The sequence below is a fragment of the Kribbella sp. NPDC050470 genome (assembly GCF_044458365.1).
Classification (GTDB): Bacteria; Actinomycetota; Actinomycetes; order Propionibacteriales; family Kribbellaceae; genus Kribbella.
In genome coordinates this window covers 632,569-647,973 of the sequence record NZ_JBITHV010000002.1, presented here as the reverse complement: position 1 = coordinate 647,973, position 15,405 = coordinate 632,569, and the positions used below count along the sequence as shown (strand labels likewise).

17 protein-coding genes are annotated in these 15,405 nt (G+C 69.4%); 5 read left to right on the top strand and 12 right to left on the bottom strand.

Annotated features, from left to right (window positions below; genetic code table 11):
• Positions 1-25: 25 nt before the first annotated feature.
• Genes ACIBGM_RS07695 through ACIBGM_RS07680 form a run of 4 tightly spaced genes read right to left on the bottom strand, consistent with a single transcriptional unit; the run spans position 26 to position 3,982 of the window.
• Complete coding sequence (locus tag ACIBGM_RS07695) at positions 26-967, bottom strand: hypothetical protein (protein WP_396384836.1); 942 nt, start codon at positions 965-967, stop codon at positions 26-28.
• Positions 964-1,782, bottom strand: coding sequence for a carbohydrate ABC transporter permease (locus ACIBGM_RS07690; RefSeq protein ID WP_396384835.1), 819 nt, complete (start codon positions 1,780-1,782; stop codon positions 964-966). The genes ACIBGM_RS07695 and ACIBGM_RS07690 overlap by 4 nt, the downstream gene beginning before the upstream one ends.
• Positions 1,779-2,744: a carbohydrate ABC transporter permease gene (locus tag ACIBGM_RS07685; protein ID WP_396384834.1), complete on the bottom strand. Its 966-nt coding sequence runs from the start codon at positions 2,742-2,744 to the stop codon at positions 1,779-1,781. The genes ACIBGM_RS07690 and ACIBGM_RS07685 overlap by 4 nt, the downstream gene beginning before the upstream one ends.
• On the bottom strand, positions 2,741-3,982 hold the full coding sequence (locus tag ACIBGM_RS07680) for an ABC transporter substrate-binding protein (RefSeq protein ID WP_396384833.1): 1,242 nt from the start codon (positions 3,980-3,982) through the stop codon (positions 2,741-2,743). The genes ACIBGM_RS07685 and ACIBGM_RS07680 overlap by 4 nt, the downstream gene beginning before the upstream one ends.
• Positions 3,983-4,014: 32 nt before the next feature.
• On the opposite strand from ACIBGM_RS07680, the gene ACIBGM_RS07675 reads away from it, so the two are divergent.
• Positions 4,015-5,040 (top strand): LacI family DNA-binding transcriptional regulator, encoded by a 1,026-nt coding sequence (locus ACIBGM_RS07675; RefSeq protein WP_396384832.1) that lies wholly within the window; start codon positions 4,015-4,017, stop codon positions 5,038-5,040.
• A gap of 175 nt (positions 5,041-5,215) precedes the next feature.
• Here ACIBGM_RS07675 and ACIBGM_RS07670 read toward each other — a convergent pair whose 3' ends face one another.
• The 5 genes from ACIBGM_RS07670 to ACIBGM_RS07650 form a co-directional block, all read right to left on the bottom strand.
• Positions 5,216-5,776: a BON domain-containing protein gene (locus ACIBGM_RS07670; RefSeq protein WP_396384831.1), complete on the bottom strand. Its 561-nt coding sequence runs from the start codon at positions 5,774-5,776 to the stop codon at positions 5,216-5,218.
• Between the two features lie 66 nt (positions 5,777-5,842).
• Entirely contained in the window at positions 5,843-6,820 is a 978-nt protein-coding gene (locus ACIBGM_RS07665) for an aldo/keto reductase (protein WP_396384830.1), read from the bottom strand.
• 71 nt (positions 6,821-6,891) lie between these two features.
• Complete coding sequence (locus ACIBGM_RS07660) at positions 6,892-7,284, bottom strand: VOC family protein (protein ID WP_396384829.1); 393 nt, start codon at positions 7,282-7,284, stop codon at positions 6,892-6,894.
• Positions 7,285-7,323: 39 nt separating this feature from the next.
• Positions 7,324-7,824, bottom strand: a complete 501-nt coding sequence (locus tag ACIBGM_RS07655; RefSeq protein ID WP_360525072.1) for an SRPBCC domain-containing protein — start codon at positions 7,822-7,824, stop codon at positions 7,324-7,326.
• Positions 7,821-8,393, bottom strand: coding sequence for a TetR/AcrR family transcriptional regulator (locus tag ACIBGM_RS07650; protein ID WP_396384828.1), 573 nt, complete (start codon positions 8,391-8,393; stop codon positions 7,821-7,823). The genes ACIBGM_RS07655 and ACIBGM_RS07650 overlap by 4 nt, the downstream gene beginning before the upstream one ends.
• A 124-nt stretch (positions 8,394-8,517) precedes the next feature.
• On the opposite strand from ACIBGM_RS07650, the gene ACIBGM_RS07645 reads away from it, so the two are divergent.
• The 3 genes from ACIBGM_RS07645 to ACIBGM_RS07635 are packed head-to-tail and all read left to right on the top strand — an operon-like array spanning position 8,518 to position 11,434.
• Complete coding sequence (locus tag ACIBGM_RS07645; protein WP_396384827.1) at positions 8,518-9,834, top strand: MFS transporter; 1,317 nt, start codon at positions 8,518-8,520, stop codon at positions 9,832-9,834.
• Positions 9,834-10,181, top strand: coding sequence for a MarR family winged helix-turn-helix transcriptional regulator (locus tag ACIBGM_RS07640; RefSeq protein ID WP_396384826.1), 348 nt, complete (start codon positions 9,834-9,836; stop codon positions 10,179-10,181). Before ACIBGM_RS07645 ends, ACIBGM_RS07640 begins: the two co-directional genes overlap by 1 nt.
• Positions 10,178-11,434: an MFS transporter gene (locus ACIBGM_RS07635; RefSeq protein WP_396384825.1), complete on the top strand. Its 1,257-nt coding sequence runs from the start codon at positions 10,178-10,180 to the stop codon at positions 11,432-11,434. Before ACIBGM_RS07640 ends, ACIBGM_RS07635 begins: the two co-directional genes overlap by 4 nt.
• A gap of 32 nt (positions 11,435-11,466) precedes the next feature.
• Here the strand turns inward: ACIBGM_RS07635 and ACIBGM_RS07630 are convergent, their stop codons facing one another.
• The 3 genes from ACIBGM_RS07630 to ACIBGM_RS07620 are packed head-to-tail and all read right to left on the bottom strand — an operon-like array spanning position 11,467 to position 14,090.
• Positions 11,467-12,414 carry a formylglycine-generating enzyme family protein gene (locus ACIBGM_RS07630; RefSeq protein WP_360525088.1) on the bottom strand — a complete coding sequence of 316 codons (948 nt, stop codon included), beginning with the start codon at positions 12,412-12,414 and terminating at the stop codon, positions 11,467-11,469.
• A 15-nt stretch (positions 12,415-12,429) separates the two neighbouring features.
• Positions 12,430-13,290 carry an LLM class flavin-dependent oxidoreductase gene (locus ACIBGM_RS07625; protein WP_396384824.1) on the bottom strand — a complete coding sequence of 287 codons (861 nt, stop codon included), beginning with the start codon at positions 13,288-13,290 and terminating at the stop codon, positions 12,430-12,432.
• A gap of 47 nt (positions 13,291-13,337) precedes the next feature.
• Entirely contained in the window at positions 13,338-14,090 is a 753-nt protein-coding gene (locus ACIBGM_RS07620; protein WP_396384823.1) for a FadR/GntR family transcriptional regulator, read from the bottom strand.
• A 56-nt stretch (positions 14,091-14,146) separates the two neighbouring features.
• Here ACIBGM_RS07620 and ACIBGM_RS07615 point away from each other — a divergent pair, with 56 nt between their 5' ends.
• Positions 14,147-15,403, top strand: coding sequence for a lyase family protein (locus ACIBGM_RS07615; protein ID WP_360525097.1), 1,257 nt, complete (start codon positions 14,147-14,149; stop codon positions 15,401-15,403).
• Positions 15,404-15,405: the final 2 nt, after the last annotated feature.

Below are 15,405 nucleotides of genomic sequence, written 5' to 3'. Positions count from 1 at the left end.
GAAGTCTCCTTGTTTTCTTGATGTTTCAGACAGTACGACGCAGGTCAAGAGCGACCGGTGCGTCGCGGTCGCAGCCGAGCCGCTCCCCGTCCGCGCGCAGTACGGCGACGTGGATGTCGGTCAGCCGCCGCGGGTCGACCACGTTGTCGACGGATCCAGCGGTGCGGTGGGTGAAGTAGAAGATCCAGCCGACCTCGAGCCCGTCCTCGTCCCGGCCCACCACGACGTCCGCGTGGTGACCGACGCCGCGGTCGAGCGAGCGCGATCCCGGTTCGTCGAGGATCTGTCCGGCGGGCTCCCAGGTGGTCAGGTCGGTCGACCGGTACACCGCCTGGCCGCGCCACTCGTCGGTGATCATCCAGTAGTACTCGCCGAGCCGGAACACGTTCGGCCCTTCGTGCGGAGCACCACCGATCACCTCGACCGGCGCCGACCACTCGGTGAGGTCCGTCGAGTCCACCGACCAGGTGGTCGATCCGTGCGCCTCGTCCTTGTACCAGAGCCGCCAGCCGCCGCCGGGCAGCTCGTGCGCGCAGGCGTCAATCACCCGATCCGACGAGAGCGGCAGTACTCCGTCGTACTGCCAGGCGACGAGGTCGGTCGAGCTGTGGTGCAGGATCGATCGCGGATGCCCTTCCCAGCGGTCGGGTACGCCGGGGATGTAGCTGGTGAACATGTGGAAGCGATCGCCGGCGCGGATCACCTCTGGCGCCCAGAGCGTGTTGCGGCCCGGATGCGGATCGAGGCCGGCCACGACCCCGTCGTACGTCCAGGTCAGGCCGCCGTCGGACGAGCGGGCCACGCCGATGTCGGTGCCGTGCACCCAACGCGTCCCGCCATCGGGCTCGCGCGCCCGGCGCTGGGTGTAGAACATCCACCACGTCCCGTCCGGTCCGGCGATCACCGCCGGATCGGTCGGCGCCAGGTGCACCGGATCGGTGTAGAGCGGCGAGGGAGCTCGGGTCACGACTTCACGCTTCCGGCCAGCAGGCCGTCGACGATGTGGCGCTGGGTGAGGATGAAGAAGACGACCATCGGGATCAGCACCAGCACACTCATCGTCATGAAGCCGGGCCAGTCGGTGGAGAACTCGCCGACCGAGCGGTACACCTGCAGCACCAGGGTGGCGTTCTCCGGCGAGCTGAGGAACACGCTCGGCGTGATGAAGTCGTTCCAGATCCACATCGTCTGGAACACCCCGACGGTGGCCAGGATCGGCCGGATCAGCGGCAGCACGATCCGCCAGTAGATCTGGAACGGACCGGCGCCGTCGATCCGGGCCGCCTCGATGATCTCGAACGGCAACCGGCTGATGTAGCCCTGGATCAGGAAGTAGACGAAGATCGAGCCGCCGGTGTAGATCACCACCAGCCCGCGCAACGTGTCGACCAGCTCGACGTCGACCAGCAGCCGGTACAGCGGGATCAGCGTCGACTGCCCCGGCACCACGAACCCGAGCAGCAGCAGCGCCCCGAAGATCCGGTTGAACCGGCTGGCCCGCATCGCCATCGCGTACGCCGCGGTGGAGCCGACGAACAGCATCACCACGATCGAGGCGACCGTGACGATCAGCGTGTTCACGAAGCTCCGCCCGAGCGGCACGGTCTCGAAGATCTGCTGGTAGTTGCCCAGGAACAGCTGCGTCGGCAGCGCCAACGGCGACCGCGTCATCTCCTCCTGCGTCTTCAACGTGTTGACGACGATGTAGTACAGCGGCACCCCGACCAGGCACGCCAGCAGGATCATCACCACACTGGTGACCGGCGAACGTCGTTGTTTCAAAGGACTCTCCGTTCGATGCGGCGGGAGACCCAGAGCTGGGCGACGGCGACCACGCTGACGGCGATGGTGAACAGGACGGCGAGCGCCGAGGCCAGGCCGTAGCGGCCCTGGGCGACGCCGCTGGTGATGATCGACTGCGTGATCGTGTACGTCGAGTAGCCCGGACCGCCCTTGGTCAGGGTGTACGGGAGGTCGTAGACCTTGAGCCCGCCGGTCATCAGCAGGAAGTTGCTGATGACAATGGCCGGGGTCAGCAGCGGCAGCGTGAGGTGGAAGAACTGCTGCCGCGCCGACGCGCCGTCGATCGTCGCGACCTCGTAGTAGTCGGACGGAATCGACTGCAGGTAAGCGAGGTAGAGCATCGCGTGCCAGCCGGCGCCGCCCCAGACCGCGACCACGATCACCGACAACCGCGCCAGCGTCGCGTCCGACAACCACGGGTACGGACCGGCGTTGAAGAGACTCTCCAGCACCGAGTTCAGTACGCCGGAGCCCAGCGGGGACAGGATGTAGCCCCAGACCAGGCCGAGGATCGCGATACTCGGGATGGCCGGGAAGAAGAACACCGACCGGACGAAGTTCCGGGCGAAGAACTTCTTGTTCAGTACGACGGCCAGCGGGATCGCGACCACCGTGATCAGCACCGCCGTACCGATCGTGAAGGCCAGCGTGAACCCGAGTCCGGCCAGCATCGACGGGTCGGTCAGCACCTTGGCGTAGTTCGACAGGCCGACGAACTTCACGTCGGCCGAGTAGCCGGTGAAGTCGGTGAAACTCCAGTAGAACGTCTGCGTCAGCGGCACTACCAGGAGCACCACGAAGACCAGCGCGACCGGCACCAGGAACAGCTGGTTCGCGGTCGTCTCACGGGCCCGCGCCCAGCCGGTCCGCGGTGGCCGGCCCGCGGCCCCGGCCGGAACCTCGGTGGAGGTCCCGGCCGGAGCGATCAGGCCAGCGGTCACGACGTACTCGCAAGCTTGGTGTCGAGGGCGGTCGCGACCTGCTCAGGCGTTGCCTTGCCCTGCACCAGCAGCTGGAGCTGCGCGGTCGCCTCGACGTTCAGGATGTCCTCGGCCCGCTTCCAGGCGATCTGCGGCAGGTAGACGTTGCCGGCCCGGACGTCCTTGACGATCGGGGTCAGCGCCGGGTCGAGCTCGGGCTCGAAGTCGGTGGTGACGGTGATCGCGCCGGTCGCCTTCTGGTAGAGCGCCATCGCCTCCGGCGAGTCCAGGAAGGCGAGGAACTTCTCCGCGACCTCGGGGTTCTTCGCCTTCGAGTTGATCGCGTACCCCGGGCTGGCCGCGCCGGCCAGGTACGGCTTCCCGCCGCCGATCCCGGGGATCGGGGCCATCTCGATGTTCAGCTTCGGCGCCGCCTTGCGGACCCCGGGGACGTCCCACGGGCCGGCGATCATCATCGCCGCCTCGCCGGTGGCGAACTCGGTCCGGACCTGGTCACCGGTCAGGCCGACCACTCCGCGGGTCACCAGGCCCTCGGACCACAGCCGCGACCACTGCGTCAGCGGCTCGACCCAGTAGTCCTTGAACTTCGCCGAGCCGTCGAAGATCTTCTGGTCCATGGTGTCGCCGGTGGACGCGTTCTGCGCGCCGAGGAAGGCCGACAGCGGCGTCGACATCCCCTGCACGGACTCCAGGTACGGCGTGACGCCGGCATCCTTCAACTTGTGGCACAGGGCAAGGAACTCGTCCCAGGTCTGCGGGACCGTGGTCGCGCCGGCCTTGGCCAGCAGGTCCTTGTTGTAGAGCACGCCGGCGCCCCAGGACGCGACCGACATCCCGTACACCGCGCCGTCCGGGCCGGAGTACGTGGTCTGGTTGAACTTCGGCACGTTCTTCAGGTACGCCTTGTCCTTCAGGTCGACCACGTGCTTGCCGTTGATCAGGTTCGTCTTGTTCTCGGCCGCGATCGCGAACACGTCGGCCGCCGTACCGGCGAGGATCCGCGACTGCAGGGTGGAGATGTACTCCGCGACCGGCGGGGCGTTGGAGAACTCGACCTTGAGGCCGGGGTTCTGCTCCTCGAACTTGGCGATCAGCGGCTTCATCGTCTCCTCGCCGTCCCAGGAGAAGAAGGTCAGCTTCTTGTCGTCACCGCCGCTGCCCGGGGTGCCGCCACAGGCGGCCAGCGGGAGGGCGAGGGCGAGGGCCGCCAGGGCGGCCAGAGTGCGGCGTTTCCTCATCGCAACTCCAGATCGTGTTTAAGGTATGGACCATGAAGAAGGGCAGCACCGTGGTGACGATGGCCGATGTGGCGCGGTCCGCGGGGGTGTCCACGATGACCGTGTCGAACGTGATCAACGGCCGTCCGCGAGTGGGCGCGGCGACCCGGGAGCGGGTGCTGGCGGCGATCAGCGACCTCGGCTACCAGGTCAACCTGGCCGCCCGCCACCTGCGCGCAGGCCGCACCGGGGTGGTCGGCCTCGCGGTTCCGGAACTGGAACGCCCGTACTTCGCCCAGTTGGCCGGCCGGCTCGCCGACCGGTTCGAGGCCCACGGCCTGCGGATCGTGATGGAGCGCACCGGCGCGAGCCGCGAGGGTGAGCTGGACGCCGTCGCGTTCTCCCGGCTGCGGATGTACGACGGCCTGATCCTCAGCGTGGTCGACATCGACCCCGCCGAACTGACCCAGATCCGGACCGACGCGCCGGTGGTGCTGATCGGTGAGCGGGCGCTGCCGTCGCGGTTCGACCACGTGATGATGGACAACGTCGACGGCGCCCGGCAGGCGACCGCGCATCTGCTGGCCACCGGGGCCCGCCGGATCGCCCTGCTCGGGGGGAACCCGGACACCAGCGCGAACATGCCGGCGCTGCGGGCCGAGGGCTACGCGATCGCGCACACCGAGGCCGGCGTGCCGATGGATCCCGAGCTGACCGTCCGGTGCAGCTTCCGGCTGCAGGACGGGTACGACGGGATCCGGGCGCTGGTCGATCGCGGGATCGCCTTCGACGCGGTGTTCGCGCTGACCGACGTGGTGGCGATCGGGGCACTGCGGGCGCTGGCCGATGCCGGGCGCCGGGTGCCCGGCGACGTCCAGGTGGTCGGGTTCGACGACATCGACGAGGCGTCGTACCTGGTCCCGTCGCTGTCCTCGGTGAACCCCGGGCACGACGAGATGGCCGAGGCGATCACGTCGCTGCTGGTCGCCCAGATCACCGGCGGCCCCACCGGCGACCCCCGGGAGCTGATCGTCCCCGCCGAGCTGATCCAGCGCGGCACGACGAACCCCGCCGCCTGACCGCACTGCAAACCTCATCGAATCTCCCGGAAGGGTGGGCTGTCCGACAGAGGTATATCGATAAACCTAACCAGTCGGCAAGAGGTCGACTCCGATGAGTTTCCGTGCCGGGTGGGCGTGGCTCAGCCCGGCGCCACCGCTGAGGGCGAAAGCGCCGGGCTGGATTTTGGGGTGCTCAGCCAGGGGTTGGGGAGCGCCGGCCCCGGCCCTTGCCCTGGAGGGTGGGTACGTCGCCGGGCTCTTCGTGCACCGTCCACTGGGCGTCCACGGACTTCACGCCCGGGATCCGCTTGACCGCGTGCCGGGTCGCCTTCTCCTCGGCGGCGAGTATGTCGCCGACCAGCGTGACGGTCCCGTTGTCCACCCGGACCTGGACCGCGTGCGGGTGGCTCGTGTGCCGCCCGAGCTCGGCCCGGACCCGGTCGTGCAGGACCGAGTCGTCGGCCGAGCGCCCGGTGACGCGGTAGCGAGCGGCCATCGCCATCCCGCGTCCGCGGTTCGTCATGTTCCGGGACATGCCGCTCATGCCCGCGCCCATCCCGCGGCCGGCGTTCGCGGACTTGTCCCGCAACCGGGCTCGTCGTGCGCGGCCTCTGTCCGGGTCCAGCAGGTATTCGGTCACCACCCCGGCACAGACGCCCGCCACGGCAAGCCCGGCGGTCTTGAGGAACGGATGCCCGTGATCCTTCACCGCGATACCGCGGCGCCGGGTACTGCGGTCGACGATCAGTCGCATCTTTCTCTCACCCTCTCGATGATGGTCGCTCACCGATCGGGTACCCATTCGGCCGTAGGGAAATCGTCAGCGCTCCAGCAGCGTCGCGATCTCCGTCAGTTGCTCGTCCCGCAACGGCCCGAACTCCATCGCCCGCGCGTTCTGCTCGGCCTGCTCGACCGTGCGGAACCCAGGAATCGGAACGGTTCGCGGGCTTCGCGCCCACAGCCAGGCCAGCGATCCCTGCGCCAGCGTCCGCCCGTCGCTCTCCAGTACGTCGCGAATCGCCGACACCTTGTCCCACCACTCCGGCGCGGGCACGCCGCCCTTGTCGAAGTACCGCAACCAGGCCGGCGGCAGCGTCCGGATGTCCGCCCCGGTGGCCGGCTGGTTCGCGTCCCGGCGGCCCAGAAGCCCCATTCCCAAAGGCGTTCGGTTGATGCTGGCCAGATCGGCCCGCTCGCACAGCGCGAAGAAGTCCGGCGCGTCGTGCAGGACGCTGGCCTCGTGCTGCACCGCCGAGCAGTGCTTGCCTTCAGCAAAGAACTCCGCGCTGGCCAGGGTGTCCGTGCTCCACGCGTAGCTGCGGATCAGTCCTTCGCGGACGAGATCCTCACACGCCTCCCGCAACGGCAGCGCGACCTCGTTGGTGGTGTCGAAGTGCAGTTGGTAGACGTCGATGTGGTCGGTCCCGAGCCGGTCGAGTGACGCCCGGACGGCCTTGCCGACGTACTCGGCCGACTTGTCCTGGTGGTGCATGACGCCGGTCGACTCGTCGAAGGTGTTGCCCCACTTGGTCGCGATCACCACCTGGTCCCGCATCCCCGCGAGCGCCTTGCCGAGCACGCGCTCGCTGTGCCCGGCGCCGTACACGTCGGCGGTGTCGAAGAAGGTCACGCCGAGCTCGACGGCCCGCCGGATCGCCCGCACGGACTCGTCGTCGTCGACCTCACCCCACCCGAGCGGCTCGCCGGCCGGATTCGTGAACGGACCCCCGATCGCCCAGCACCCGAACCCCACCGGGCTGACCTCGATACCGACTCGTCCCAAAGCACGTTTCTCCATGCTCCGAGCCAACCAGCATCACGGTCAGACGTCCAATGCATCTTTGCCGCGCAATCAATGCATGCAGAACATCAACTCACACCGGTGACTCCGCCCGCGGCGTCGGTGGTGTAGAGCCCCTTGGACAGATCCAATACGACAAGTGGGTTGCCGAACGGGTCCGCGACGACGGCGCAGCGTCCGACCGGGATGTCGAAGGGGGCCTGCACGAGGCGGCCGCCGCGGCCGACGAGCTGCTCGGCCGCCTCGTCGGCCGAGGTCACCAGCCAGCTCGGCGCGTAGTCGAGGCCGGTCGCGAGCACGATCTCGGTCTCGCTGTCCGGTAGCCGCAGCCCGGCCTGGCCGATCTCGTCGTTTCGCCACACCAGCTCGTGTCCCAGCGCGTCCCGGTAGAACGCCAGCCCGCTGTCCAGGTCCGGGACTCGCACCGTCACCGCATCCACTGCTCGCAGTAGTCCGCTCATGCGTTCCAGAATGACGCCTGGTGAGGTTGTCGGCTGAGATCAGGAAGCGCGAGCGGCCAGGGCTTCGTTCATGGCGATGAACTGCGGCTTGATCGTGTTGTTCAGCATGGACTTGGTGAACGGGATGGCGGCGCCGCGGAAGGTCTCCTCGTGGATCAGCCGGGTGCGGCCGTTCGGGAGCTCCTCGAGGCGGAACGAGTGCTCGCCGTCGAAGATGAACCCGGGCGGGACCTTGCCGATCCAGCGCAGCTCGCGGTTCGGCTCGACGACCAGCAGTTCGGGGGTGAACGAGGTCTCCTTGCCCTCGGTGTCGCGCAGCACGTTGGTGATCGTGCCGCCGGCCGTCAGCTCACCGGTCGAGGAGATGATGAACGGGTTCCACTCCGGGTACTTGTCCCGGTCGGCGAGCACCTTCCACACCTGCTCCGGGCCGGCGTCGATCTCGATCGCGGTGTGCAGGACGAACGGCCGGACGACCGTGTAGGCGGTGTAGCCGGCGATCAGCACGATGAGGGCGCCGAGGGCAACGAGGATCTTCATGACTGCTCCTGAACAGGACCGAGCGTGCTGAGCACCAGCTCGCTCACGTAGGCGGGTGTGATCGGCTCCCCGGTGATGAGAAGCCGGTAGTACAGCGGGCCGACAAGCTGGTCGACCAGAACGGCGGGGGAGGCGTGCCCGGGGACGAGCCCGTCCTCCTGGGCTCGGGCGACGACCGCGGTGACGGCCGCGTGCCGCTCACCCCACAACGCCCGGACGCTCTCGCTGACGCGCGGTTCGCGAGCGGCGGCCGCGGTCAGGTCGGCGACCAGGGTCGTCGGTACGGCGGCCAGCGCCGAGTAGATCGCGGTGACGAGGCCGGTGAGGTCGCGGCGCGGGTCGTCACTCGGCTCGAACGGCACGGCGGTCCGCAGCCCGGCGATCATCGCGATCACCAGCTCGGCCTTGCTCGGCCAGCGCCGGTAGATCGTCGTCTTCGCGACGCCGGCCCGGTCGGCGACCCGGTCGACCGACATCCCGTCGTACCCACGCTGCCGCATCTCGGCCATGGCGGCGGCCAGCACCCGGCCCTCCACTCCGGCATCCCGCGGCCGCCCTCGCCCCACCATCACCGTCTCCTTTCCGCTACTCCGGTATCGAAAAGGTAGCTCAGACCCCTGATTTACGCAACTCCGGTAGCGAATAAGAAAAGGCTGCCACGAGTTGGCAGGTTTTGCTGACAGCGTGGCGCAGGTGCTCAGCTCTCATCGGCTGCTGCTTCCGGCGGCCTTCATCACCTCCCTCGGCAACAACATCCAGCTGATCGGCGCCGCGCTCCTGCTTGTCCAGACGCACGGCTCGATGCTCGACGTCGGCTGGCTCTTCATCGCGGTGGCCGTCCCGCAGGCGGTGCTGTCGCCGTACTTCGGCCGGCTCGCCGATCGCTTCGACCGTCGCAGGCTGTGGATCGGCTGCGACGTGGTCAGCGCGGTCGCCGCTCTGTGCCTGCCAGTCGGCCTGGGGATCGGCGGCCCGCAACAGGCGGTCGTCTACGCGAGCAACTTCCTGCTGGCGATGGTCGCGGCGTTGTTCGTCCCGGCCAGTGCCGCGCTCGTGCGGGAGCGGGTGCCGGCGCCGGAGCTGCGCCGGTTCAACGGGCACTACGAGATCGCCCTGCAGTCGGGCATGTTGCTGTCGGCATCGATCGGCGGATTCGCCTTGCAGTACTTCGGTTCCACGCCGCTGTTCGTGTTCAACGCGTTCACGTTCGTTGCCTCGGCGCTGCTTGTGCTCGCGGTCGGGCGGACGGCTCGGCGGGCCGAGGTGATCGAGGAGTTGCGACCGGCTGTAAAGCCCGCCGGACGGCGGTTGCCCGTTGGTGCGCTGGCGTTGCTCTACGGCCAGGGGTTGGTGGTGGTGACGGTCTTCAATGCGTTGCTGCCGGTGCTGATCGTCGGTGAGTGGCATCGCGGTGCAGCGGTGGTCGGGATCGTCGACGCGTTGGGCGGGGCCGGGTTCCTGCTGGCCGCGGTGGCCTATCGGCGGTCCGCCGTACGTCTCGGGGATCTGCGGGTGGCGATTCTCGGGTTCGTCGCCGGCAACGCGCTGCTGGCGGTGCAGCCGCTGTTCGGGGCCGGTGTGCTGATGGGTGGTGTGTTCGTCGGGGCGTTCGTCTTCGGGCAGGCGCGGATCGCGGCCCGGTCGCTGCTGATGACGTCGGTCGAGGAGTCCCAGGTCGGCCGTGCGTTCGGCGCCGCCAACGGCTACGGCCTCGCGGCGACTGTCGTCGTCATGCTGCTCGCGTCGTTCGTCACCGGCCGCACCGACACCAGGTACGGGTTCGCCCTGCTGGCCGCGATCAATGTCGCCGCCGCCGTACTGGTCGCCGCCTGGATCCGCCGCGCCAGATCTAACAGTACTTATATAAGTGCTGTTATGATCCGGGTATGGAGGATCCGAGCGAGCAGAGTCAGTGGCGCGGGTTGCATCGGTTGCTGGCGGGGATGGATGCGGAGATCGCGCGTATCTACACCGACCGGCAGATCAAGGGACTCAAGCCCAGTTACGTGATGGAGCTGCTCCGGCTGCACGCCAGGGGGCCGATGACGATCACCGAGCTGGCCGAGTCCGTCGGCCGGACCCACTCGGCGCTCAGCCAGAAGGTCTCCGCGATGCGCGCCGCAGGCCTGGTGCGGACGGTGCCGGGCGCCGACGCCCGGAGCAAGAAGGTCGCGCTCACCGCGAAGGCCAAAGGCATCGTCGAGCTGCTCGCGGCCGAGTGGCGGGCGACCGAGGCCGCGATCACCGAGCTCGAGGCCGAGCTCCCGTACCCGATGACCCAAGTGGTCCGGGACGTCGAGGAAGCCCTGGCTCGCAAGAGCTTCCACGACCGCATCGCCGAAAAGCTCGAGTCATGAGTGCCCGGCATGCGCTGATCGACCTGGAGCCGCTGCGGCTCTCGCCCGTCTTCCGGCGGTTGTGGGCCGGGCAGGTGCTGTCGACGTTCGGCGGCCAGCTCGCGTTCGTCGCGGTGATGTTCCAGGTGTGGGACCAGACGGCGAGCGCTGCGTGGACCGGGGCGGTCGGGTTGTCGCAGGCGTTGCCGCTGATCCTGCTCGGGCTGTTCGCCGGCGTGGCCGTCGATCGGGTCGAGCGGCGCCGGTTCTACCTGATCACGATCAGCGGCCAGGTCGTCGTGTCGGCGCTGATGGCGAGCCAGTTGGCGATCGGGCCGGTGCCGGTCGGCGTACTGCTGGGGCTCGTCGCGGCGCAGGCGGCGTTCGCGGCTGCCGGCGGGCCGGTGGCGCGGACAGTGCTTCCGCAGTTGCTGCCGCGGGAGTTGCTCGCCGCCGGGATCGCGCTCAACCGGATCGCGTTCCAGGGAGCGATGCTGGTCGGCCCGGCGGTCGGCGGACTGATCGTCAACGCCTGGGGTGTCGGCGTCTGCTACCTGATCGACTGCCTGAGCTTCCTCGCGGCGTTGTACGGCGTGCTCGGCCTGCCGACGATGCGTGTCGAGGCGGTGGCGCGGCCGGGACTGCGTGGGGTCCGGGACGGGTTGGCGTTCGTGGTGTCGACGCCGGTGATCCGGGGTGCGCTGCTCACCGATCTCGCGGCGACGGTGTTGTCGATGCCGGTGAGCCTGTTCCCGGTGATCAACGCCGAGCGGTTCGGCAACGATCCCCGGACGCTGGGGTTGTTCCTGAGTGCGATCGCGGTCGGCGGGGTGGTGGCGTCGGTGCTGTCCGGTTCGTTCACGCGGCTGCGGCGACCCGGTGTGGTGATGCTCGCCGGGTCCACCGGGTGGGGGATCGCCCTGGTGCTGTTCGCGTTCTCGCCGTTGCCGTGGCTCGCGTTGGCGTTCCTCGCGGTCGCCGGCGCCGCCGACACAGTGGCGGTGGTGGCGCGGAGCACGATCGTCCAACTGCACACGCCGAACGAGTTGCTGGGCAGGGTGACGGCCGCCGAGCAGATCGTCGGACAGGCCGGCCCTGACCTCGGAAACCTTCGCGGCGGCCTGGTGGCTCAGGCGACCTCCGGAGTCGCAGCGCTGGCCTCCGGCGCCATCCTGTGCGTCGCCGCGGTGGCAGCCGTGGCACTGACCACCCCTGGCCTCCGCGGTGCGGAACGACAGGAGGTGTCCGGCCGAACCCGCACACCTCCGGCGTAGCAGACGCGTGTGGAGGTGGATACCTCCTGTCGTTAGGTACCGACGGTGCGGAAGCCGGCGTTACCCATCGAGGACTCCGGGGTGTTCGACGACCGGGCCGCGTTGCGGTAGCGGTTGCAGTACGAGTCGTGGCACAGGTACGAGCCGCCGCGCATCACCCGGGCGGCGCCGAGGGACGGGCCGCGTGGGTCCTCGTCCGGGGAGAACTTGTAGTACCGCGGGCCGAACCAGTCCGCGCACCACTCCCACACGTTGCCGACCGTCTGCCAGAGCCCGTAGCCGTTCGGCTCGAAGGTGTGCACCGGGGCGGTGGTGAGGAAGCCGTCCTCCTCGGTGTTCGACTGCGGGAAGACGCCCTGCCAGATGTTGCAGCGCCAGACGCCGTCGTCGCCGATCAGGTCGTCGCCCCACGGGTACCGCGCGCCTTCGAGCCCGCCGCGGGACGCGAACTCCCACTCGGCCTCCGTCGGCAGCCGCCGGCCCGCCCACGAGCAGTAGGCGACGGCGTCGTTCCAGCTCACGTGGACGACGGGATGGTCGTCGAGCCCGTCGAGGTCGGACCGGCCGCCGCCCGGGTGCCGCCAGTCCGCGCCGCGCACGCCGGCCCACCACGGTGTGCCTGCGGCGGGACCCATCAGGTCGGCCGGGTCCGCCTGCACCGCGAGGTGGAACACCGCGGAGAACCCGAAGATCTCCGCCTCGGTCCGGTAGCCGGTGTCCTCGGTGAAGCGGGCGAAGTCCCGGTTGGTCACCGAGGTCGCGTCGATGCTGAACGGCTTCACCCGCACCTGGTGAATCGGTGTCTCGCCGTCCCCCGGGTTGCCGTCGCCGTAGCCGTCACCCATCGCGAACAGGCCGCCCTCGAGCGCGATCTGCTCGATGTCATGCTGCCCGGGCGCAGACGCTGGTGCGGGTGGCGTCGTACTGATCCCGACCACCGGGCGCGACGGCGCACAACACGACGGCTGTTCCTCACTCATGAATCCAGGATCTCATCACAGGGTCGGCGGGCCTTGCTCGATGCGGCGGAGGATGGGGTCGAGGCGGTAGAAGTCGGTGCCGCGGATGAGTTGGCGCTCGTCCCACCAGGTGGCGCCGGCCTCGGCCAGGGGCTCGATGGTTGCGCGGGCGTCGGCGGGGGTGGTGATGCCGCCGACGATCACGTCGTACGGCGTGGTCTGGTCGTCGCGGAGGCTGCGCAGATAGGTGACCAGCTCGCGGAGTTGGTCGACCGGCGGGGCCTCGCCGTGGTTGGCGTCCAGGAACAGGGGTACGGCGCCGTCCCAGCGGGCCGCGCGTCGCATCGGGGCCTTGCGCGGCCAGTAGCCGGCGATCCAGATCGGCGGGCGCGGGTGCTGAACGGTTGCCGGCAGCAACGTTACGTCGTCGGCGTGGTAGTGGCGGCCGTCGTGGTCGACCCGCTCACCGGACCAGTACGCCGTCAGCAGGTCGAGGCCCTCGTCGAGGCGTTCGGCCAGCACCTTCGGGTCGGTCTCGTCGCCGAAGCTGCCGAACTCGTCGTCGATCGGACCGCCCAGGCCGGCGCCGAAGACGACCCGGCCGTTGCTCATCGCGTCCAGCGTCGCGACCTGCCGCGCGAGCTGCTCCGGCCGGCGCCGGGCGACCGGCGTCACCAGCGGGCCGAGCGTGATCCGCGACGTCGCGAGCGCGGCTGCGGTCAGCAACATCCACGGATCGCCGAACGGCTGCCCCTGCCGCTGCTTCTTGCTGTGGACCACGTGATCCCACAAGAACAGCCCGTCCCACCCCGCCTCCTCAGCCGCCCTGGCCACCCGAGCCACCGTGCGAGCGTCGGCAAAGTCCCCGAAGTTCGGAATGTTGATCGAAAAGCGCACCCCCGCATCCTGCCCCGTCGCACCGACAGCTTCAATCGGTTACCCGGTCAGTCCGGGGTGGGGAGGGCTTCTTCGTGGAGGCTGGTGAGCATTTCGTCGCGGAAGTGGATGAGGTGGAGGCGCCAGACTTCGGCGGCTTGGGTGGGGTTGCCTTGGACGACGTACTGGATGACCTGGCGGACCTCCTCGACGTGACCTTCGCGGGTGGGTTCGGGGCGCAGGGCCGAGGAGCGGAGCTGCATCCAGTGCTCGGACTCGGTGTGCCGGAGGGCGTCCTCGAGAGCCGTCTCGAGGACCGGGTTCCGGGCGGCGCGCGCGACGGCGCGGTGCACTGGCAGATCGCTCCGGTAGTGACCGGTCCGCTCGAACTCCTCCTCGAGCGCGGCCCCGGCCTCCCGCAGCGCCGCCATGTCCTCGGGGTAGCGCTTCTCCGCCGCGAGCCGGGCGAGCTCGGGCTCGATCACCAGCCGCGCCTCGAACACCTGGTTCGGCGTCACCTCGGCGCCCCAGTTCGCGACGTGCGCCGCGGACGCGATCACCACCGTCCCGTGGCCCTGCCGGGACCGCACCAGCCCGGCCAGCTCCAGCCCCGCGAGCGCCTCACGCAACGTGGGCCGGCTGACACCGAGCGTCCGGGCCAGCTCCCGCTCGGCCGGCAACCGCTCGAACCGCTGGATCCGCCCGTCCCGGATCGCCGCCACCACCTGGTCCGCGACCTGGGCAGGCGCGCTCCGCGGTACGACGACCGGCGCGAACGGCCCCTCGTCGCCGGGTGTGCTCGTTTTATCGGACGCACTCACACGACAAAGTGTAGAACAGGTTGACAGGTGGTCAGACCAATTGTCATAGTCCCGCCATGAATTGGTCTGACCACCTGGCGAATCCGAGCAGCAACGGCCGCGAGATCCTGTACGGCGCCCAGACCGCCCAGGCACTCGCCAACTTCCCGCTGGCCGGCCCCCGCCTCGCGGACCGCCCCGAGCTCGTCAACGCCGTCGTCGCCGTGAAGATCGCCGCCGCCTGGGCGAACTCCGCCCTCGGTGAGCTGGACGAGGAACGGGCCCGCGCGATCGTCACCGCCGGCGAGGAGGTGCTGGACGGCAAGCACCGCGACCAGTTCGTCCTCCCCGTCGTCCAGGGCGGTGGCGGCACCTCGACGAACATGAACGTCAACGAGGTCCTGGCGGCCCGCGCCAGCGCGCTGTGCCGCCGCAACGTGCACCCCAACGATCACGTCAACCGCGGCCAGTCCACCAATGACGTGATGCCGACCGCGATCGCGATCGCTGTCATCCCGCTCGTCAACCAGGCGCTCGTCGGACTGCGCCACGTCGCCGAGTCCCTACAGAAGAAGGCGATCGAGTACGACGCCCTGGTGCATCTCGGCCGGACTTGCCTCCAGGACGCCGTACCCATTCCGGTTGCCGACTTCCATCGGGGTCAAGCGGCGAGCATCGACCCGGCGGCGGACGCGTTGGCCGCGGCGGCGGATCCGCTGTACGCCGTACCGCTCGGAGGGACTGCTGTCGGCACGGGGCTCGGCGCGGCGCCGGGGTTCGCCGAACGGGCGCTGGAGGAACTCGCGGCGATCACGGACCTTCCACTCACCTCGTCGCCGAGTCCGTCGTACGCACTGGCGAGTCTCGAGCCGCTGACTGCGGTCACCGAGGCGGCGAGCCGGGCCGGTCGCGTGCTGGCCCGGATCGCCCGGGACCTGCGGCTGCTTGCTTCCGGGCCCGTCGGCGGGATCGGTGAGATCGAGCTCCCCGCCGTACAGGCCGGCAGCTCGATCATGCCGGGCAAGGTGAACCCGGTGATCCCCGAGCTGGTCATGCAGGTGTCGTTCCTGCTGAACGGCGCGACCACCGCCGCGCGCGGCGCCACCGAGGTCGGCGAGCTGGAGGTCTCTGCGATGGCGCCCGTCGTCACGCTCGGCCTGCTCGACGGCCTCACCAACCTGCACCGCGTCGCCGAAGTCTTCGCCGATCGCTGCATCAACGGGCTCCGCTGGCGCGAAGACGCTGTCAACCGCAACCTCGCCGGCTCCCTCGAGCCCGCCGTACGCACCGCCACCACCACCGGCTATGACACCGCCGCGAGGGCACATCGATAAGG